The 22,447-nt window shown below is 44.2% G+C and carries 9 protein-coding genes; 6 read left to right on the top strand and 3 right to left on the bottom strand.

What is annotated here, in order from left to right; translation table 11 throughout:
- Nucleotides 1–58: 58 nt before the first annotated feature.
- Nucleotides 59–1,999: an NAD(P)/FAD-dependent oxidoreductase gene (locus IGI77_RS17145; RefSeq protein ID WP_005230327.1), complete on the bottom strand. Its 1,941-nt coding sequence runs from the start codon at nucleotides 1,997–1,999 to the stop codon at nucleotides 59–61.
- 270 nt (nucleotides 2,000–2,269) lie between these two features.
- Here IGI77_RS17145 and pplA point away from each other — a divergent pair, with 270 nt between their 5' ends.
- From pplA to menA, 3 genes are all read left to right on the top strand, one after another.
- Complete coding sequence (gene pplA, locus IGI77_RS17140; protein WP_016608361.1) at nucleotides 2,270–3,208, top strand: extracellular electron transfer flavoprotein PplA; 939 nt, start codon at nucleotides 2,270–2,272, stop codon at nucleotides 3,206–3,208.
- Between the two features lie 263 nt (nucleotides 3,209–3,471).
- Nucleotides 3,472–4,548 (top strand): FAD:protein FMN transferase, encoded by a 1,077-nt coding sequence (locus IGI77_RS17135; protein WP_005230331.1) that lies wholly within the window; start codon nucleotides 3,472–3,474, stop codon nucleotides 4,546–4,548.
- A gap of 12 nt (nucleotides 4,549–4,560) precedes the next feature.
- Complete coding sequence (menA, locus tag IGI77_RS17130; RefSeq protein ID WP_015510612.1) at nucleotides 4,561–5,514, top strand: 1,4-dihydroxy-2-naphthoate polyprenyltransferase; 954 nt, start codon at nucleotides 4,561–4,563, stop codon at nucleotides 5,512–5,514.
- Between the two features lie 337 nt (nucleotides 5,515–5,851).
- Here the strand turns inward: menA and IGI77_RS17125 are convergent, their stop codons facing one another.
- Nucleotides 5,852–6,814 carry a biotin--[acetyl-CoA-carboxylase] ligase gene (locus IGI77_RS17125; RefSeq protein ID WP_142974312.1) on the bottom strand — a complete coding sequence of 321 codons (963 nt, stop codon included), beginning with the start codon at nucleotides 6,812–6,814 and terminating at the stop codon, nucleotides 5,852–5,854.
- A 433-nt stretch (nucleotides 6,815–7,247) separates the two neighbouring features.
- Between IGI77_RS17125 and rpoB the strand changes: the two genes are divergently transcribed.
- The gene (gene rpoB, locus IGI77_RS17120) at nucleotides 7,248–10,865 is read left to right on the top strand and encodes a DNA-directed RNA polymerase subunit beta (protein ID WP_008381746.1); all 3,618 of its coding nucleotides are present in this window, start codon (nucleotides 7,248–7,250) and stop codon (nucleotides 10,863–10,865) included.
- A gap of 87 nt (nucleotides 10,866–10,952) precedes the next feature.
- A complete protein-coding gene (gene rpoC / locus IGI77_RS17115; RefSeq protein ID WP_015510610.1) occupies nucleotides 10,953–14,603 on the top strand; it encodes a DNA-directed RNA polymerase subunit beta' in 3,651 nt (1,216 codons plus the stop codon).
- 218 nt (nucleotides 14,604–14,821) lie between these two features.
- Here rpoC and IGI77_RS17110 read toward each other — a convergent pair whose 3' ends face one another.
- Nucleotides 14,822–16,240 (bottom strand): helix-turn-helix domain-containing protein, encoded by a 1,419-nt coding sequence (locus tag IGI77_RS17110; protein ID WP_438770436.1) that lies wholly within the window; start codon nucleotides 16,238–16,240, stop codon nucleotides 14,822–14,824.
- Nucleotides 16,241–16,538: 298 nt separating this feature from the next.
- Between IGI77_RS17110 and IGI77_RS17105 the strand changes: the two genes are divergently transcribed.
- The gene (locus IGI77_RS17105; RefSeq protein ID WP_438770434.1) at nucleotides 16,539–22,397 is read left to right on the top strand and encodes a Spy0128 family protein; all 5,859 of its coding nucleotides are present in this window, start codon (nucleotides 16,539–16,541) and stop codon (nucleotides 22,395–22,397) included.
- Nucleotides 22,398–22,447: the final 50 nt, after the last annotated feature.

Raw genomic sequence — 22,447 nt, 5'->3', positions numbered from 1 at the left:
ATTGAAAATCAGAATGTCTTAGTCTCATGAAGTCGTACAGGTATTCTATTTTGCTGGCTTATTTATTGCCGTATAAGGAGCGAGGGGTACCGTACCACCATTTTCCAAGGGTACGTTGCAACCATGGGATTACCCAACGGTCTAAACCGACTGCGCGTCCTGAACCGTTCATCAAGGCAAATGCAACTGGAATGAACCAGATGTTTACCCAGTAGAACATACCAGACATACAGAAAGTCAACACTAAAACGATAGTCGTTGCGTTTACTAACCAAGTGAAGAGACCAGCCATCAATGCAAGAGCTAAAGCAATTTCAAAGAAGACCATGAATTTTTGGAAGAACATTGCAACGTCGTTGTTTGGCATGATAAATTGCATAACTTTTGTGAACCAGTCAGGTGATTTTTCAATCACGATCATTGGTTGCTCACCGTAGGCATAGCTCAAACCGAAGTGTGCGGCTTGTGTCGCTGCATCGGCTGCTTCACCGGCACCACTAGCGGCACTTGCTGCATCGGCTGCTTCACTAGCACCACTTGCTGCATCAGCGACTGTTTGGTATTCCCAAGTCCAAGGGAAAACGCTGTTGCCTTGGAACCAAGAACCTTCACCGAACCAAGTACCAGGTTTGAAGACTTCCCCATTCGTACCCAAAATTTTCTTGAAGGCTTCAACGAACCAGACAAGACCATAGAAAATACGAAGCGGAACACTCCACAAGACGTTTCCGTAACGAGACGTATGACCACGAGCGACTGTCCGGTCATCTTTGATGTGGAAGATTTCATGCATCAAGTATTGGAACATGTAGTAACCAGAACGAATATCAAAGAAGTATTTCAAGTTAACGATATGTTTCATAATGATCGCTAAGAAACCGCTCAGGTGAATCTTATTGAATAAGTTCGCCACGCCCCATTTGGCACCGATGGAAACCATAAATCCTTGGTAGTTTCCTTTGAATTTATGTTTTTCGCCGCCTTTGATGGCTGAAACGATATTCGTTGCTGCAGTGTGCCCAGTTTGTTCAGCTGCTTGCACGATTTGTGGTGTTGGTGTGTTCGGGAATTCTTCGAAGTAAACCAAGTCACCAATAATATAGATGTTTTTGTCTTCGTAGCCTTTTGCTTCCATGTACTCATTGGCAACTAGACGGAAACCACGAGCGGTTTCTAAACCGAAATCAGCAGCATCGCTAGTTCCTTTGACGCCGGCAGTCCAGATCAATGTGTGGGTTGGGATCGTTGAACCATCTTTTAGTTTGATGTGGTCAGGTGCCACTTCAACGATTGGTGCATTCAAGACAAGATCAACATTGTTTTTCTTCAAGTAACGTTCTGCTTTGGCTGCATCGTTACGATCAAGCATGTTTAAGATCGTTGGCATTGCTTCAACGACTTTCAAGCTGATTTCACTTGGGTCCAATTTATAATCGGAAGCTAAACGATCTTTCCAATCGATCAGTTCACCGATCATTTCGATCCCAGTAAACCCAGAACCACAAACGACAAACGTCAACATTGCTTTACGTAATGCTGCATCTGGTTCGATCGCTGCTTTTGCGACAGTTTTTTCAATGTGTTCGCGAATGCGGACAGCATCGTCAAATGACCATAGAGTAAAGCCATTTTCTTTGACACCAGGTGTACCGAAGTCATTCGGTTCGCCACCCATCCCTAAGATCAAGTAGTCAAATGAATAGCTGCCTAATTTTGTTTGGACGGTTTTATTTTCTTTATCGATCCCAGTTACTGTATCGGTTACTAAACGAACATTTTTCTTGCGTGAGAACAAGCGCTGCAAGTCATATTGAATTGCGGTAGGTTCTACACGTCCTCCAGCGACTTCATGCAGTTCAGTCATCATCGTATGATAAGAGTGACGGTCGATCAATGTTATCTCAACATCATTGTCTTTTTTCAATTTCTTTGCCATGTACTTCGTAGCAGAAACGCCTGCATAACCGGCACCGACAACGACAATGTTTTTCTTTGCCATTGCAAATCTCTCCTTAATAAAAATAATCTATGATAATAATTACACAATCGTTCCTATTATATAGACAAATGGTTCATTTGTCTAACGATTCTGATGAAAAAAACGCATATTTCCTGAAATTCGTGAAAACTTGCGAAAATCAAAAAATAAGTCATTTTTTATTGAAAAAGCGGAAAGGAAGCGGTTGACATCTCGTAAATTTACTTTACAATGTTAGATGTATCACAAACTTTTTTGTGGGGAAAATAAACAAGTAAAAGGTGGATAATTATGAAAGCAAAGAAATTGATTGTAGGTATGGCGGTATTTTCATTCGCAGCATTATTGTTAGGGGGATGCGGAGCAGACGACAACAATACAGGTTCTTCGTCAACTAGTGAAAGTACATCACAAACTTCTGCAAGCGATTCTGCAACTACAGAAAGCTCAGAAGCAACCGTCGTTGCAGGCGAGCCAATGCAAGATGGTACGTATCGTTTAGAAGAAAAGAACTATAAAAACGACTACCGTGTCACATTTGAGATCACAGTCAAAGACGGCAAAATCGTTGAATCAAAATATGACAACGTCAATGCGGATGGCGAATCAAAAACAGAAAACACTGAATACAATGAAACAATGAAAGAAAAAGCAGGCATCAGCCCAGAAGAATTTATTCCTAAATTCAATGAAGAGTTAGTTGCCGCACAAAGCCCTTCTTCAATCGAAGTAGTTTCTGGCGCGACTCATTCCTTTGATTCCTTCCAAAACTATGCACAACAATTGATTCAAGCGGCGCAAGCAGGCAACACGGAAACCATTGAAATCGACAATGGTGCAGACTTGAAAGACGGAACCTATACATTAGAAGAAAAGAACTACTCAAACGGTTACCGCGTAGTCTTCTCAATGACTGTAGCTGACGGCAAAATCTCTGAATCAAACTACGACTACCTAAACGAAGCAGGCGAGTCGAAAAAAGATGATGCATCATACAACGAAAACATGGAAGCAAAATCTGGTACAAGTCCAGAAGAGTTCATTCCAAACTTCAATGAAGCCTTTGTTTCTGCAGTCAATGCCGAAGACGGCTCTGTGGCAGACATGGATGTTGTTTCAGGGGCAACCCACAGCTTCCACAGCTTTGTTATCTATGCACAACAATTGTTGAATGCCGCTGAAAAAGGCGACCAAACAACAATCGAAGTGGATAACTTCGTTACTGAATAATCACAACTTCTTTCCATGAAGAGGACAGCATTCGTTTTGAGTGCTGTCTTTTTTTCGTGGGCAACAAGGGCACAAAAGCAAGTTCGTGCAAAAGGAAGCAATCTGGTGGGAAGGTTTTTTTAAAAAAGAACTGTTTTTTACAAAGAAGAAAAGGTTCGATTAAGGATTCCTAAAATACGTTGAGGAATCACGGAATGCCCTTTTCATTCTGCCAAAAAAAGGCTATTATATGAAGGTTGAAGACAATAGAAAAGAGGAAAATCATGAAAAAGAAAGTAACGTTTTTTCTGATGTTTGTTTTTTTAGGCACAATGTTGGCAGCCTGTGGCAGTGATCAGGAAGCAACGACGCTGCGAGAAGAACCATATTTTCAAGAAGAATTTTTATTAGGTACGTATACTCGGATTCGCATTTATGATGAAGGCAAAGAGGACGCTATGAAGCCTGCCTTTGACCGCATCAGAGAGTTAGGCGATAAAATCACCATCAACCAAGCAGGGTCAGAGATCGATGAAATCAATGCGCAAGCTGGCATCAAGCCAGTGAAGGTCTCAGATGATATCTATTATTTGTTGAAAGAAGCCTATGATTATAGTGTGAAATCAGAAGGCGGCTTTAATATGGCCATCGGTGCGATCACCCAATTGTGGCGAATCGGCTTTGATGATGCCCGCAAGCCAGAACAATCTGAGATCGATGAAGCGTTGAAACATATCAATTATGAACAAGTCGAGTTTAACGACGAAGACCACACGGTGTATTTAAAAGACAAGGACATGATCCTTGACCTTGGGGCGATCGCCAAAGGCTACATCACGGATGAAGTCGTCAAAGTGCTGAAGGACAATGGCGTGACTTCCGCGATCGTCGATTTGGGCGGGAATGTCTATGTGTTAGGTCATAGCAACCGCGGTGCAGATGAGCCATGGAATGTCGGAATCCAAGATCCAAACAAATCTCGCGGCTCGATTATCGGCAGTATCAAAGAAACCAATAAAACAGTAGTTACTTCAGGGATCTACGAACGCTACTTAGAAGTAGACGGCAAAACATATCACCATATTTTTGATTCTGAGACTGGCTATCCTTACGATAGCGATGTAGCAAGTGTGACTGTGATCACTGACAAATCCATCGATGGTGACGGGTTGACTACGGTGGCGTTTGATAAAGGAGTCAAAGAAGGCTTGGCTTATATCGAACAGCATACCGAAAAGGGAACCGATGCGATCTTTATCACAAAAGAAGATAAAGTGTACGTAACAGACGGCATCAAAGATACCTTTGAGCTTTCAGAGGAATCAGGCTACACGATGGGTGATCGTGCTGATTTAGAATAGGAGGAGTGAAAGATGTCTCTTTCAGTGTTTTTAGAAGTGGTGGAGATCCGCACCAAGGTGGCGAGTGTCTTCCCCTTCATTATGGGTGTGTTGTTCTCGTTGGTGTATTTTCATGAATTTCATCCGTTGAATACTGTGATTTTTTTTCTGGGGATGCTGCTGTTTGATTTGACGACGACGTCCATCAACAATTATATGGATTTCAAAAAAGCCAAATCAGAGACCTACAAATACCAGCACAATGTGATCGGGCGCGAAAACATCTCAGAAGCTACTGTTCGCAATCTGATTTTTGCGATGCTGGCAGGAACCTTACTGATCGGTCTTTACTTGACCTTTGTTACCGGCTGGCTGCTGCTAGTGATGGGGCTGGTGGTTTGTTTTATCGGGGTCTTTTATACCTTTGGCCCCATTCCGTTATCGCGGATGCCTTTAGGCGAGGTGTTCAGCGGTGTAACGATGGGATTAGGGATTTTTGCCATCACGATCTATATCAATACCATTGATCAAAAAGTTTTTTATCTGGCACTGGATTTTGCGAACGGAACCTTTGGCTTAGTGGGGAACCTCTGGGCCGTGTGCGCCATCGTGTTGGCATCCTTGCCGTTGATTTTCACGATTGCTGACATCATGTTAGCCAATAACTTACGGGATCTGGAAGCTGATATCGAAAACCATCGCTACACGCTGGTGTACTACATCGGTCGCGAAGCAGGTATCCGTCTGTTTCAAGGCATGATGTTGGCGTCTTATGCCGCTATTTTATTGGGCCTCTTGTTTGGTCTCTTTCAATGGCCAATTTTGCTCGTGTTTCTGACACTGCCAAAAATCCGTCAAAACTTGAAAGAACATCAAGCCAGCCTGCCCCACCCACGTAGCTTCGGCTATTCGATTAAAAACATGATTTTATTCAACAGCAGCTATGCCTTGGGCTTGCTTTTGTGCCTGCTGTGGCAATTGCTGTAAAAGAAAAGATCGACCGGCTCTTGAAAGAGCAGGTCGATCTTTTTTATGTGGGGAATGAAAGAGCGCATAAAAACTGTAGAAAAGACATGATAAAAGAACAAGCATCCTACTTATTATGAAAAGATGAGGCTCGCTTTCTCTGCGATCCTGATTGCAACAGTAAAGTTGTGGTGACAGTGGCTAAACCCGATAGAAAGGGGAGCTGCCTAGGTTGTTCTTTTGTATGACCCCTCGGAATAAGCAGGTCTGTTTATGGAGCATGTGTGCTCGCGATTGCTTTGACTAATTCCTTGCGAAAGCAGCGAATCAGCAAGCGGATTTGCGACTTTTTGCAGCATCAATACCGTTCCAAACTGATTTCTCCAGAAGAAAGCACCTTGCGCTCCGTTGCTGTTTCCACCACTAATTCACCGGTGTTAGTAATGTCTTTGGCGATTCCTTCATAGGTCACACCTTGTTGTGTAAACTGAACGGTGCGGCCCAAAACGAAGGATTTCTGTCGATAGCGGGCCATATAATCCATGTCAGGCAGCTTTGCCAATAATTGGAAGAACCGACGCCAAATTTCTTGGATCAAGGTTGCCCGAGAAAAGGTTGGATACTCTTCACCAGGAAAGAGTGAGGTCGCTTTTTCCCGAATCTCTGCTGGAAACTGCTGTTGCGGAATCGAAAAACTGATGCCGATACCGATCACAACCGAGGTAATGCGGCCTGTTTCAAAGTCACTGGTTGCTTCAGACAAAATACCGCAGATTTTTTTTCCATCTAAGTACAGATCGTTGACCCACTTAATGGCCGTTTCCTTCATTAGAAGGGCATCGATGGCTTCTGCGACTGCCACCGCCGCCAAAACGGTATATTGCGGCAATTCTTGAAACGCTTGGTTTGGTTTTAAGAGCAAGCTCATGTAGATCCCTTGTTTTTTCGGTGAGAAAAACGGTCGTTCGAAGCGGCCATGGCCGCCTGTTTGTGTTTCGGTCAAAAAAAGGGCGGGGGTTGCCAGTCCACTGTCCAAAGCGGCGATCTTGGCTTCTTTCATGGTGGACTCAACAGCATCCTTGATTTGAATCGTGGGGATCATCGGCAAGGCGGCTGCAAGTGCTGCTTGATCGTAGCGGTCAGCGGAGACAAAGCGATAGCCGTTGGCCAAGTGTTCGAAATGATAGCCTTCTTTCTCAAGTTCTTTAATGGCTTTCCAGACTGCTGTACGAGAGATCGACAAGGCTTGGGCTAGTTTTTCTCCGGACAGTACAGTATCTTCTTTTTGTAATAAGGTCAGTATTTTTTCTTTTGTCGTCATAAGGATATCCTTCCTAATGTTTCACGTGTAACGTTTTCGTTAGCATAGCAAGAAATCGGCAAAAAGCAAAGTAGTTTCTTACGAAAAACAGTCCTCACCAGCCTTGTTTTTTTCTTTAGAAAATCTTAGGAAATGGGTGCGTCAGAAAAGCATTGTAACTTCCAATGAAAGCTTGACAGAAAAGTACTTCATCTGTATAATAAGGAGTTGCAAAAACTATCTGAACGAAAAAAGCAGAAACGAAATATTGTCCGTTTCGGCTTAGGAATAAGGAAACAAAAGTAGAAAATGCCCAATGCATCCGTTCTATTTTTGGTTTTTTTTTGCCTAAAAGCCGCAAAAAATGCTTTCTGTAACCTATATTTAATATTTGTTACAGTTTTGTAAATAATCGGATAGCCTTTTTGAAAGACTTTATGAAGAGGTGAAGAGCTTGGCTGGACACGTAGTAAAATACGGAAAGCATCGCGAACGTAGAAGTTTCGCACGGATCAGTGAAGTATTAGAATTACCGAATTTGATTGAAATTCAAACCGACTCTTACCAATGGTTCCTAGATGAGGGCCTAAGAGAAATGTTTGAAGATATTTTGCCAATCGAAGGATTCAACGGTAACTTGTCCCTAGAATTTGTGGATTATGAATTGAAAGAACCAAAGTATACAGTAGAAGAAGCCCGTGCCCATGATGCAAACTATTCGGCACCATTACATGTTACTTTGCGTTTGACGAACCGTGAAACTGGGGAAATCAAATCCCAAGAAGTATTCTTTGGTGATTTCCCATTAATGACTGAACAAGGAACCTTTATCATCAACGGGGCAGAACGGGTTATCGTTTCTCAGTTGGTCCGCTCTCCAGGTGTATATTTCCATGGCAAAGTCGATAAAAACGGCAAAGAAGGCTTTGGTTCAACTGTTATCCCTAACCGCGGTGCGTGGTTAGAAATGGAAACTGATGCCAAAGATATCTCTTACGTACGGATTGACCGTACCCGTAAAATTCCTTTGACGGTCTTAGTCCGTGCCCTAGGGTTTGGTTCTGATGATACGATCTTTGAAATTTTCGGCGACAGTGAATCATTGCGTAACACGATCGAAAAAGACTTGCATAAAAACGCAAGCGATTCTCGTACCGAAGAAGGATTGAAAGATGTTTACGAACGTCTTCGTCCAGGCGAGCCAAAAACAGCAGACAGCTCACGTAGCTTGCTGAACGCACGTTTCTTCGATCCAAAACGTTACGACTTAGCAAATGTTGGTCGTTACAAAGTAAACAAAAAATTAGACTTGAAAACACGTCTATTGAACTTGACCTTAGCAGAAACCTTGGTTGACCCTGAAACAGGCGAGATCATTGTTGAAAAAGGCACGGTTTTGACTCACCAAGTCATGGAAACACTAGGCGCATTTATCGATAATGGCCTAAACAGTGTAACGTACTATCCATCAGAAGATGGGGTCGTTACCGAACCAATGACAGTCCAAGTCATCAAAGTCTTTTCACCAAAAGATCCAGAACAAGAAGTCAACGTGATCGGTAATGGCTATCCAGATACTGCTACACGTACGGTTCGTCCAGCAGACATCATTGCTTCAATGAGCTACTTCTTCAACTTGATGGAAGGCATTGGCAATGTCGATGACATCGACCACTTAGGAAACCGTCGGATTCGTTCTGTTGGTGAATTATTGCAAAACCAATTCCGGATCGGGCTTGCTCGGATGGAACGTGTCGTGCGTGAACGGATGTCGATCCAAGACACCGAAACCTTGACACCGCAACAATTGATCAATATTCGTCCGGTAGTCGCAAGTATCAAAGAATTCTTTGGTTCTTCTCAGTTGTCACAGTTCATGGACCAAACAAACCCACTGGGTGAGTTGACCCATAAACGTCGTCTATCTGCCTTAGGACCTGGTGGTTTGACCCGTGACCGTGCCGGCTATGAAGTTCGAGACGTTCACTATTCCCACTATGGCCGTATGTGTCCGATCGAAACGCCTGAGGGACCAAACATCGGGTTGATCAACAGCTTGGCCTCTTATGCCAAAGTCAACAAGTATGGCTTCATTGAAACACCATACCGTCGAGTTGACCGCGAAACAGGCCGTGTTACTGACAAGATCGATTACTTGACTGCCGATACCGAAGACCACTACGTTGTGGCCCAAGCAAACAGCTTGTTAAATGAAGACGGCTCTTTCGTAAACGACGTTGTTATGGCGCGTGCTACTTCTGAAAACTTGGAAGTTTCGATCGATAAAGTCGACTACATGGACGTATCACCAAAACAAGTAGTCGCAGTCGCAACCGCATGTATTCCTTTCTTGGAAAACGATGACTCCAACCGTGCCTTGATGGGTGCCAACATGCAGCGGCAAGCTGTACCATTGATCAATCCGAAAGCACCTTGGGTTGGTACTGGTATGGAATACAAATCAGCACATGACTCAGGAGCTGCGTTGTTATGTAAACATGATGGGATCGTAGAATACGTGGATGCAGCCGAAGTGCGCGTTCGTCGTGACAATGGCGCATTGGACGTTTATTCTGTTACCAAATTCCGTCGTTCAAACTCAGGAACCAGCTACAACCAACGTCCATTAGTAGCACTTGGTGAAAAAGTGGAAAAAGGCGACATCTTAGCAGATGGCCCATCTATGGAACAAGGCGAAATGGCACTAGGACAAAACGTCTTAGTCGCATTCATGACTTGGGAAGGGTACAACTATGAAGATGCCATCATCATGAGCCGTCGTTTGGTGAAAGATGATGTTTACACTTCTGTCCATATTGAAGAATATGAATCAGAAGCCCGCGACACAAAATTAGGACCTGAAGAAATCACTCGCGAAATCCCGAACGTTGGGGAAGACGCATTGAAAGACCTAGACGAAATGGGGATTATCCGAATTGGTGCGGAAGTCAAAGATGGCGATCTGCTTGTTGGGAAAGTCACGCCAAAAGGGGTAACGGAACTTTCAGCAGAAGAGCGTTTATTGCACGCAATCTTTGGTGAAAAAGCCCGCGAAGTGCGTGACACTTCTCTACGCGTGCCTCACGGCGGCGGCGGAATCGTCCACGATGTCAAAATCTTTACCCGCGAAGCTGGCGATGAATTGTCACCAGGTGTGAACATGCTGGTTCGCGTTTATATCGTTCAAAAACGGAAAATCCATGAAGGGGATAAAATGGCCGGACGTCACGGAAACAAAGGGGTCGTTTCTCGCATTATGCCAGAAGAAGACATGCCTTTCTTACCAGATGGCACACCAGTCGACATCATGCTGAACCCATTAGGGGTACCTTCTCGGATGAACATTGGACAAGTATTAGAGTTACACTTAGGAATGGCTGCGCGTCAACTAGGCATTCACGTGGCAACACCAGTCTTTGATGGTGCCAGCGATGAAGATGTTTGGGCAACGGTTGCTGAAGCAGGAATGGCCAGCGATGCCAAAACAGTGCTTTACGACGGACGTACCGGCGAACCATTTGATGGCCGCATCTCCGTTGGTGTCATGTACATGATCAAATTGGCCCACATGGTCGATGATAAATTGCATGCCCGTTCCATTGGACCTTACTCATTGGTTACTCAACAACCATTGGGAGGAAAAGCCCAATTTGGTGGACAACGTTTCGGAGAGATGGAAGTTTGGGCACTGGAAGCATACGGTGCTGCTTACACCTTGCAAGAAATCTTGACCTACAAATCAGATGACGTGGTTGGTCGTGTGAAAACATACGAAGCGATCGTCAAAGGGGAACCAATTCCAAAACCAGGTGTACCAGAATCATTCCGCGTATTAGTAAAAGAATTGCAATCACTGGGTCTAGACATGCGTGTCCTAGATATCGATGATGCAGAGATCGAACTACGTGATATGGATGATGACGATGATGATTTGATCACCGTTGATGCCTTAACAAAATTTGCGGAGCAACAAACAGCCCGTGAATTAGAACAAAAAGCACAAACAGAAGCTAAAAATGCCGCCGACGCGTTGAACCAACAAATCGAGACAGCAGAAGATCGCTTGCAATAATAGACGGCCCTCGCTATTTCCGCCACTAGCGGAAATAGCCCCCGTTCTATCGGATATGTCCATGAAATGAAATGGAGGGAACCTTTTTTGATCGATGTAAATAAATTCGAAAGTATGCAAATCGGTTTGGCTTCTCCTGAAAAAATCAGAAGCTGGTCTTATGGTGAAGTAAAAAAACCAGAAACCATTAACTACCGTACGTTAAAACCTGAACGCGAAGGGTTGTTTGACGAGCGTATTTTCGGTCCAACCAAAGACTGGGAATGTGCTTGCGGCAAATACAAACGGATCCGCTATAAAGGCATCGTTTGTGACCGTTGCGGCGTGGAAGTAACACGTTCAAAAGTGCGTCGTGAACGCATGGGACACATTGAACTAGCAGCACCAGTATCACACATTTGGTACTTCAAAGGCATTCCTTCACGGATGGGTCTTGTCTTAGACATGAGCCCACGTGCATTGGAAGAAATCATCTACTTTGCTTCTTACGTAGTGATTGAACCAGGAAACACCAGCCTTGAGAAAAAACAACTATTGACTGAACGGGAATACCGTGAAAAACGTGACCAATACGGTCAAGAATTTTCAGCAGCGATGGGTGCCGAAGCCATCAAACAATTATTAGATGGCGTTGATCTTGAAGGCGAAGTTGCTGAATTGAAAGAAGAATTGAAAAACGCAACTGGTCAAAAACGGACCCGTGCGATCCGCCGTTTGGATATCTTAGAAGCATTCCGTGCTTCAGGAAACAAACCAAGCTGGATGGTCATGGACGTTATCCCAGTTATCCCGCCTGATTTGCGCCCAATGGTGCAATTAGAAGGTGGACGTTTTGCCACAAGTGACTTGAACGACTTGTATCGTCGTGTAATCAACCGTAACAACCGTTTGAAACGCTTGTTAGACTTGAATGCACCAAACATCATCGTTCAAAATGAAAAACGGATGCTGCAAGAAGCAGTCGATGCCTTGATCGATAACGGTCGTCGCGGCCGTCCAGTCGCAGGGCCAGGGAACCGCCCATTGAAATCTCTTTCTCACATGTTGAAAGGGAAACAAGGTCGTTTCCGTCAAAACTTGCTAGGAAAACGGGTCGACTACTCAGGTCGTTCAGTTATCGTCGTTGGTCCATTCCTGAAAATGTACCAATGTGGTCTGCCAAAAGAAATGGCGATCGAATTGTTCAAACCATTCGTGATGCGGGAGCTTGTTTCTCGTGAAATCGCGTCAAACATCAAAAATGCCAAACGCAAAATCGAACGTCAAGAAGACGAAGTTTGGGATGTTTTAGAAGATGTCATCAAAGAACATCCAGTGCTATTGAACCGGGCACCTACGCTTCACAGATTAGGTATCCAAGCATTTGAACCAGTCTTAGTTGAAGGCCGTGCCATTCGTTTGCACCCACTTGTTTGTGAAGCCTACAATGCCGATTTCGATGGAGACCAAATGGCCGTTCACGTACCATTGAACGAAGAAGCGCAAGCAGAAGCACGTATGCTGATGTTAGCAGCCCAAAACATTTTGAATCCAAAAGACGGAAAACCAGTTGTAACACCATCTCAGGATATGGTCCTAGGGAACTACTACTTGACGATGGAAGAAGAAGGCCGTGAAGGGGAAGGCATGATCTTCCGTGACATGGACGAAGCAGTTACGGCATGGCGCAATGGCTACGTGCATTTACACACACGGATCGCCATCAATCCAAACACTTTAGGGGACAAACCATTCACGTCTGAACAAAAACAACGTTTGATGGTAACAACGGTAGGTAAAGTGATCTTCAACTCGATCATGCCGCCAGAATTCCCATTCTTGAACGAACCGACTGACTACAACTTGACGGTTCAAACACCAGACAAGTACTTTATTGAAGCTGGTACAGATGTGCCTGCCTTCATCAAAGAACAAGAGCTTGTTGGCCCATTCAAGAAGAAAAACTTAGGAAACATCATTTCAGAAGTCTTCAAACGTTTCCGCATCACTGAAACGTCACGCATGCTTGACCGCATGAAAGACTTAGGATACAGCCATTCAACAATGGCAGGTATCACCGTTGGTATCGCTGATATCATGAACTTGCACGAAAAACATGACATCATCGACAATGCCCACAAACAAGTAGAAACGATCACGAAACAATTCCGTCGTGGTTTGATTACCGATGACGAGCGTTATGAACGAGTTATTGGTGTTTGGAATGCAGCCAAAGATGAAATTCAGTTAAAACTGATGGAATCATTGGAAGCGAAAAACCCAATCTTCATGATGTCTGATTCCGGTGCCCGTGGTAACATCTCCAACTTTACTCAGCTTGCTGGGATGCGTGGATTGATGGCCGCGCCTAACGGACGAATCATGGAATTGCCGATCATCTCAAACTTCCGTGAAGGTCTATCTGTCTTGGAAATGTTTATCTCGACCCATGGTGCCCGTAAAGGGATGACCGATACCGCCTTGAAAACAGCCGATTCCGGTTACTTGACACGTCGTCTAGTTGACGTTGCCCAAGATGTCATCATCCGTGAAGACGATTGTGGCACTGACCGTGGTTTAGACATTCAAGCAATTCGCGAAGGAAACGAAATCATCGAATCCTTAGAAGAACGTTTGATTGGACGTTACACACGTAAATCAGTGATCCATCCTGAAACTGGCGAAGTCCTTCTAGGGGTCAATGAATTGATCACTGAAGATTTAGCTAAAGCCATCGTGGACGCTGGCATCGAAACAGTATCCATTCGCTCTGTCTTTACATGTAACACCAAACATGGTGTATGTAAACATTGTTATGGCCGCAACTTAGCCACTGGTTCTGAAGTTGAAGTTGGGGAAGCAGTCGGTACCATCGCTGCCCAATCAATCGGTGAACCTGGTACTCAGTTGACCATGCGTACCTTCCATACCGGCGGGGTTGCCGGAGACGATATCACGCAAGGTCTCCCTCGTGTCCAAGAAATCTTTGAAGCTCGTAATCCGAAAGGACAAGCGGTCATTACCGAAGTTACCGGAGAAGTCATCGATATCTCAGAAGACCCTTCAACTCGGACCAAAGAAGTGACCATCAAAGGGGAAACCGATACGCGTACGTATACCGTTCCTTATACTGCCCGGATGAAAGTAGCAGAAGGCGACTTTATCCATCGTGGTGCGCCATTGACGGAAGGATCGATCGATCCAAAACAACTGTTACAAGTTCGCGATGTCTTGTCTGTTGAAAACTACCTATTACGAGAAGTTCAACGCGTTTACCGGATGCAAGGGGTAGAAATCGGCGACAAACATATCGAAGTAATGGTTCGTCAAATGCTGCGTAAAGTCCGCGTCATGGATCCAGGTGATTCAGGCATCTTGCCAGGAACATTGTTGGATATCGCCGACTTTAAAGACCGCAACTACGACACATTGGTAGCCGGCGGCGTTCCTGCAACTAGCCGTCCAGTCCTATTAGGGATCACGAAAGCATCCTTGGAAACCAACAGCTTCTTGTCTGCTGCGTCCTTCCAAGAAACCACTCGTGTGTTGACCGATGCAGCGATCCGCGGCAAGAAAGATCCACTTCTTGGATTGAAAGAAAATGTTATCATCGGTAAGATCATCCCAGCTGGTACTGGTATGCCTCGTTACCGTGAAATGGAACCAAAAGAAGTAACAGTTGCCAGCGAAAATGTCTACAGCATCTCAGACATCGAAGCACAAATGGCTGCTGAAGACGCATTGAACAGCCAAAACTAATCAATGCCCAGCACCTGATTGACTCAGTGTGACGGAAAAGCTTGTCATTCTTCGGAATGGCAAGCTTTTTTTGTAGTTATATAGGATCAAATGTTGAACGCTCTTGGCATACTAAAAAGCCCCGCCAAAAGTGAAACGAAGCTTGTATCCTCAGAAGTTGCTCTAACTTCTGAAGGGATAGCACTTCAATAGCTCCTTTTGAGGGGCTTTTTTGTTTTTCATCGGTCTTCCTGCCGTTTTTGTAAATTGGCGATCCCTTTTTCCTGAATCTGCTGCGCAATAAAAGCCAAGTCATTTGAAGTCAGATTGATATCCGCATAATGAAACACATTTTTTCTGCTTGAAGGTGTCAGATTGCCGATGATCAGATCATAGGTCTCGTCCAGCATAGTTAGAGAAAAAGAATCGAGGGGATTTAAGATCGTGATCGTTAGCTGATAGGGAATAAACTGTTGAATTTTCGTCTGGATAAATTCCGTATGGTAACTATTCGTATCATAGAACAAGGCTAAGTGAAAGTCAGCATTGGCGTCGATGATTTCTTTGGCAAAATTGGGAAAAGAAGTATGAAAAATATAAATCAGGTAATTGATCGTACTTGGTCGAATGATCGGTAAACTCGAATGGGTCAAAAGCTGAACGATGTCTTGGTTGACTGCTTGCTGAACAAAATCACAATTAGCAACAAAGCGGGCGAAACGATCATCCAAAATGCAGTAAGGAACCTGCAGATTGATCCCAAGAAAATAGGAAAAGACGACAGCATCCAGCTTTTCTTCAAAATTGCTTTCACGGTAGTTGTATTTTCGAAACAATTGCTTCGTCAAATGATAAAATTCTTGTTTGGTTTTGCGAAAGACAGTGGGGTCTTGCCCAATGTGCGTCGTGACATAGCCAACCATTTTTTCTACATAGGCACGGGTGTAGCCAGTAAATTCACTCAAGTCGATTTTTTCTAAAAAATACTCGATATGATCCGCATTGGTTTCAGAGGCAGCAAAACGGTCACGCTTCGTATTGATATAGATGACAAAAGCGATCTTTTTGATATCGGAAAAATAGAGATTTAAGGGCGTCGCTGCTGCCATAATATGGGCGATTTTCAAAAATTCCTGTTCTTGATTGATGTTGGCGTCGATAAATTCATATTGGTATTTCTCCAAGAAGAAAATCAGAAAAAATTGGCGAATATTCTTTTCATTGCCTTTTAACTGGATAGGTTTAGTTGCGATAAAGAAATCAAAAGGAGCCAGAATCAAGTTGATCCTCTTAATTAAACGAATAATCGATGATTTGCTTAAATTTAATTCCAGCGCCAGCATATCATAACTGGTAAAACTGGAAGAAAACAATAATTCCAGTAATTGAAACGCAGAAGAACGGTTCAAAAAGTGGCTGTAAATATCCAAACGAGTAGCAAAGGGATGTAAGTGCAAGCGAACCGCTGAAAAATCATCAAATTGTAAGTCCAGAAACGAAAATTCATTGTCAATTTCTGCGATATAGGTTTTTGCTGAGGACATGGAGATAGAAAATTTCAGTGCTAAATCGTGAAGACTGGTCCCTTGATCGTCCAATAAATACTCAATCAGCTGTAGTTTCTTTTGTGAAGTGGATGATAACAATTTCCGTAACATATTTTCCTCCAAGCCTCCTTTTGACTAAATAGTATCACGTTTTTACATGTATTCAAAAAAATTACCTGTTGAATTTTTTTTGAATACATCACCACGTGATAATTTGGGAAAATAGAAGTGTGGGATAGTAGTAACACGTTTGATGCAAGTAGCAAAGACCTAAATCGTAGAATCATGGGGAGGGGGAAAAAAGCAGTTGTTTGTTGGGATATCTTGCTCACTGTTGAACAATTTTATTCGTGGAGCACTTCCGAAATCAATTGAATAAAAAAACTTTATACAAAAGGAATGAATAATCATGAAAAAGCCATTTTCTATCTATATATGTTTGCTGGTGTTGCTTGGTTCAATTGTTTGTGAACCAACGATCATATTAGCAGAAGCACTTAACGCAACCGATAGCACGCAACGCACGACAGAAACGCTAGCAAGTAGCGAAGCAGAGAGCGAAACGATCGATTCGGAAAAAGCACCGACGGACTCATCTGGGACAGAGGAAACACAACCTACGACTACTCAATCTACAGAAGCACCAACTACCGTCCCTAGCGAGAGTCAAGAAACCCAAGCATCTTCGACATTGAATCAAAACAGTATTCAACCGCGAGCACCAGATGCTGAGACGGAAGCGGAAGCTTCGGCTACCGCGGAGAATCTTAGTGCCAACCTAAATGAACGGGGCGTGCAGCTATTTGATAATGTTCGGATCACTGACTTAAACGATCAACCCTTCACTGCCGAAAATCCACCGATGTATAACGGCAACATCAAAATCCATTTTGACTGGTCGTTAGCAGACACGGAAGAAATTCGCGCAGGCGATTATTATACGTATCAATTGCCAGACTATTTTGCCATTCATAATACCGTTAGCGGCGAATTGACTCGTTCTGGCGGACAATCGATCGGAACCTTTACCTTGGATCATGATGGTACATTGACTGTCACGTTTAATGAGGCCGCACAGACATTATCCAATCGTTCGGGGACCATTGATCTGATCACGGAATTAAGTGTGAGTACTGTTACTGAAGAAGTGACGATTCATACTGGGATCTACGATGAAGATGGTCATGAGATCATCATTACATTGCCGATTTATGAAGTCGATATCATTAAGACTGGTAATGTGACTTCCAGCGGTTCAGTGGTCTGGGAAATTATTTTTAACCAAACCAGTCGTGAATTGCACGATGTGGTGATCACCGATAAGATGCCCCAAGGCTTATCTTATAGTACCTCGACGGGCTACTTGTACGATGAAGCTACCAAGGAGTGGGTTCGTACCGATGGCTTATATACCTTTAACAGCGTCAACAACACGTTTACCTTCAATCAAACCGTCAATCAACCGGTCCGCATCGTCATCAATAGTGCAGTCACCGATCCAACGGCTTCTTCTTTCAAAAACACGGCAACAATCAACGGTAGCGATTTTACAGAAAAAACCGCAGAAGCAACGGTGACCTATGATGAACAATCAGAATACAAACGGTTTAAAGGGTATAATCAAGAAACGAAACGTGCGTCATGGGAAATTTCCGTCACATTGGACAAAGACCAAGCCAAAGTTTTGGATCAGACCTATTCAGGAACGGATCCTGAAAAAGCCCTGCACTTTTTTGTGCCAGAGACTTTGGTGATCACAGACAAAGATGGTAACTCGATTCCAGCAGAAGATTGGTCCTTTGATGGGACGTACCAGCTGGACAAAGAGGGGGAAATCGTACGCTTTGGTATCACGTTTGCCAAAGCTGGTTACTACAAGATTCAATACGATACTCAGCTGTATGAATCGGTTTTAGCCGATACCCGTATTTACAACTACGCTTCGGTCCGCGACAATCAAAATACCTCGTTGACGGGCAGTGGGACAGTGACACCAACCAAAACGATCGGTGTCGTGAAAACCGCTGGCACCAAAGACTATGAAACGAAGACTGTCGCATGGAAAATTGAAGCTAATACCAATCAGCAAAAAGTTAGCGATCTGATTATAGAAGACCGCTATCAATTGATATCTGGCGCAAACAGCAGTGCTTTAGCTTTATTGGCGGATACGCTAGTAGTGACAGCCAGCGGGGTGACCGAGCCTTTAGAGCTCAATACCGACTATACGCTAGAGCTGATCACAGAAACGAAAACGCTAGCCGATGGCTCAACGAAGGAACTTGAGAGTGGATTTCGCATCAAGCTGCAAGGAGCGTACCAAACGACCTCGGCAACGATCACTGTTAATTTCAAAACCAGCTTCGATGTTTCACAACAGATCGCATTAGGAAGTTCTAGCAGCCGGTTTAGTAATGCAGCGTTTGTCCATTATAAAGACGAAGCTGGCAATACGTTCACGGAAGCTTCTGAATCCAATACTTGGATGGATACCAACTGGGTAAAAAATGCCTTGAAATACGGCCTATTCATTGGTGAAGGCGAAGATGTCGCCAAAGCGATTACCGCTGTATTTGGTCGGAATCTAGGAACTATTTTTGATGAGCAGACAGCTTCAAGCGATCAAGTCTATTGGATGGGGCTATTCAATACGTACAAAGAAAAAATCAATAAAGATGCAACCATCACGGACCAGCTGCAAGAAGGCCAAACCTTGAAAGACTTGGCGCTTTACACGGTCACGGTAACTGGATATACGACACAAGTCAGAGCACTGAAAGAGCAATTGGTGCTAAACGAGGATTACAGTTACACCTATGATCCTGATACGAAGAAAGTTACGATCACCTTGCTGAAAGAAACGTCTGAAACACTGGCGGTCTTCTTGGCAACCGAAGCAGCTGAAGAGGTATTTACCTACAAAAATACCATCACATTGACGGACAATGACACAACCTTGACTGCCGATGGCCAAGTCGACAAGTCCGCAAAAACGGACTGGTTGATGAAAAACGGCAGCCAGAATGCCGACAACAATCGGTTGATCGATTGGGAAATCATGATCAACGCTGACAGTCGCAAAATCCACAATGCGGTAGTTACCGATACCATCAACTACAATCAGCACACCTTTTTACGCGATGCCAACGATGCCGTGATCGTAGAGGTGTATGAAGCGGTCTTAAACAATGGCACGTGGGAAAAAGGAGAAAAAGTCACCTTCACCAACGAGGACAATCCGAAAATCACCTCAGATGTGGTAGCAGGGACGCAATCGTTAGTGATCGCTTTTGAAGAAATGATTGATAAACCGTATTTTATCGTTTATCAAACACAGCTTGATCCTGGGATTTTGAACAATGAACGGGTGGCCAATAGTGTCAATTTGACGGGTAGTGAGATCGAGATTCACACAGTGACCAAAGAAATCACCATCAAATCGACAGACGGCAGCGGAACCTCTTCTGGGACGAATGGCTCCTTGACGATCGTGAAATACGATGCCGATGGCACCAAAGAACGAGGGATCGATGAAGAAGCAGTTTTCCAATTAAGCCGCAAAAATGCGCAAAATACCTATGAAGTCATCTTGTCGAATCTGGTGGTCAAAAACAATCAGATCATGGAAAACGGCAACGCCATTGATCGGATCGACAATCTGCGTTACGGCGATTATATGATCCAAGAAATCACCGCACCAGAAGGATACGAACGAGATGCGACTCAGTACACCTTCACTATCTCTGATAAAGAAGTCAATTATGTCTTTGAGCTAGCCAACAAGCGAGAAATCAAAGAAACGACCCATGCTTTGAATGTTCAGAAGCTGCTTCATGGACGCGAGCTGAAAGACGGCGAATTTACTTTCTACCTGGTGGATGAAGCTGGCTCTGTGATTCTAACCCAAACCAATGACGGTAACGGACAAGTCACCTTTGACGACATCACTTACAATGAGCCTGGCGATTACCATTACACGATTCGGGAAAAAGCCGGCGATGATCCAACCATCACCTATACTGACAAAGAACTAAAGGTAACTGTGACGGTGACAGAAGAAGACAGTCAGTTGATTGCGACAGCAGTCTATGAAGGTAATCAAGTCTTTGAAAATGACTATACACCAAAAGCTGGCAGTGTCGTTTTGAATGCTGAGAAAATTTTGACGGGTCGAAGCTTGCAGGCAGAAGAATTTGACTTTGAACTAGTTGATGAAGCAGGAACTGTGCTTCAGACAAAAGCCAATGATGCCACGGGCAAGATTTACTTTGACGCGCTCCCTTACGAGGAAACAGGTGAGTATCACTACACTATTCGTGAGAAAGCAGGAATTGATGGCACGATTACGTACGATAGGAAAGAACTGGCGGTAGTTGTTACTGTAACGGATGAAGACGGACAGTTGACTGCAGTGGCGGAATACGAAGGTAACCAAGTCTTTGAAAACGACTATACGCCAAAAGCTGGCGGTGTGGTGCTGAATGCTGAGAAAGTGTTGACGGGTCGCGCGTTAGAAGCCAACGAGTTTGCCTTTGAACTAGTCGATGAAGCAGGCGATGTAGTACAGACGAAAAGCAATGACGTAAATGGTCAAATCTATTTCGATGAATTGACATATGGCGAAGTCGGCGAATACCGTTATACGATTCGGGAAAAAGCTGGCGCAGATAGTACCATTACCTATGACACGAAAGAAATTGGTGTTGTCGTGAAAGTAACCGATGAAGACGGGCAACTAGTGGCAAAAGCAACGTATGATAGCAATGCGATCTTTGAAAACGACTATACACCAAAAGCTGGTAGTGTCGTACTGAGTGCCGAGAAAGTCTTGACAGGCCGCACGTTACAAGCTGACGAATTTATATTTGAACTGGTAGATGAAGATGGTAACATTCTTCAAACAAAAGCCAATGATGCAACCGGGCAAATTGCCTTCGATGCTCTTGCATATGACAAAGCAGGCGAATACCGTTACACCATCCGTGAGCAAGCAGGAACTGATGGCACCATCACTTACGATGCAAAAGAACTAGCGGTAGTTGTAACCGTCACCGATGAAGACGGACAGCTCGTGGCAGTGGCCGAATACGAAGGCAATGCGATCTTTGAAAACGACTATACGCCAAAAGCCGGCAGTGTCGTACTTAGTGCCGAGAAAGTCTTAACCGGCCGTACCTTACAAGCAAATGAATTCGCTTTTGAACTAGTCGATGAAGATGGAACTGTACTTCAAACAAAAGCCAACGACGCCACGGGCAAGATTTACTTTGACGCTCTCGCATATGATGAAGCAGGCGAATACCGCTACACCATTCGTGAGAAAGCAGGAAACGATGGCACCATCACCTACGATGCGAAAGAGCTTGCGGTAGTTGTAACCGTCACTGATGAAGCCGGACAGTTGACCGCAGTTGCGGAATACGAAGGCAACCAAGTCTTTGAAAACAGCTATCAACCAAAAGCCGGTAGTATCGTACTAAGTGCCGAGAAAGTCTTAACCGGCCGTACCTTACAAGCAAATGAATTCGCTTTTGAACTAGTCGATGAAGATGGAACTGTACTTCAAACAAAAGCCAACGACGCCACGGGCAAGATTTACTTTGACGCTCTCGCATATGATGAAGCAGGCGAATACCGCTACACCATTCGTGAGAAAACAGGAACTGACGGTACCATCACTTACGATACAAAAGAGCTTGCAGTAGTTGTGACCGTGACGGATGAAGACGGACAGTTGACCGCAGTTGCCGAATACGAAGGCGATCAAGTCTTCGAAAACAGCTACCAACCACAAGCAGGCAGTGTCGTACTAAGTGCGAAGAAAGTCTTGACGGGTAGAGACTTGCAAGCCAACGAATTCGCATTTGAATTAGTGGATGAAGCTGGAAAGGTTCTGCAAACCCAACGCAATGACGCAAATGGAACGATTACCTTTGATGCATTGACGTATGACGATGCTGGGGAACATCGTTACACGATTCGTGAAAAAGCTGGCAACGACGCCACGATCATCTATGATGAAACCACCTATCAAGTAACGGTCACCGTCAAAGAACAAGCAGGAAAATTAGTAGCTGAAGCGGAGCAAACGGCAGAGATGGTATTCAACAACCATGTCAAAGAAGGCAAAACACCGAAGCCGGGAACTGACAACTTACCGAAAACCAATGACACCATGACCGCTGGTTGGGTCGTCCTTGGACTGTTGTTGGTAGTGATCGCAGTAGGCATCTACCTTGATCGCAAAAAACGGACGCCGTTATCATAGGCAGGGGAAGCAACAAAGCAGAAAGAGAAAGCGGGATGAGGCCAACTTGT

Source organism: Enterococcus sp. DIV0213h, assembly GCF_051711285.1.
GTDB lineage: Bacteria > Bacillota > Bacilli > Lactobacillales > Enterococcaceae > Enterococcus_D > Enterococcus_D casseliflavus.
This window is presented reverse-complemented; position numbering and strand designations above follow the sequence as displayed.

Bases quoted from the DNA above. Each gene is read 5' to 3' on its own strand.
- IGI77_RS17145 (WP_005230327.1), bottom strand. From the start codon at position 1,999: ATGGCAAAGAAAAACATTGTCGTTGTCGGTGCCGGTTATGCAGGCGTT.
- IGI77_RS17125 (WP_142974312.1), bottom strand. From the start codon at position 6,814: ATGACGACAAAAGAAAAAATACTGACCTTATTACAAAAAGAAGATACT.
- menA (WP_015510612.1), top strand. From the start codon at position 4,561: ATGTCTCTTTCAGTGTTTTTAGAAGTGGTGGAGATCCGCACCAAGGTG.
- IGI77_RS17110 (WP_438770436.1), bottom strand. From the start codon at position 16,240: ATGTTACGGAAATTGTTATCATCCACTTCACAAAAGAAACTACAGCTG.
- IGI77_RS17135 (WP_005230331.1), top strand. From the start codon at position 3,472: ATGAAAAAGAAAGTAACGTTTTTTCTGATGTTTGTTTTTTTAGGCACA.
- pplA (WP_016608361.1), top strand. From the start codon at position 2,270: ATGAAAGCAAAGAAATTGATTGTAGGTATGGCGGTATTTTCATTCGCA.
- IGI77_RS17105 (WP_438770434.1), top strand. From the start codon at position 16,539: ATGAAAAAGCCATTTTCTATCTATATATGTTTGCTGGTGTTGCTTGGT.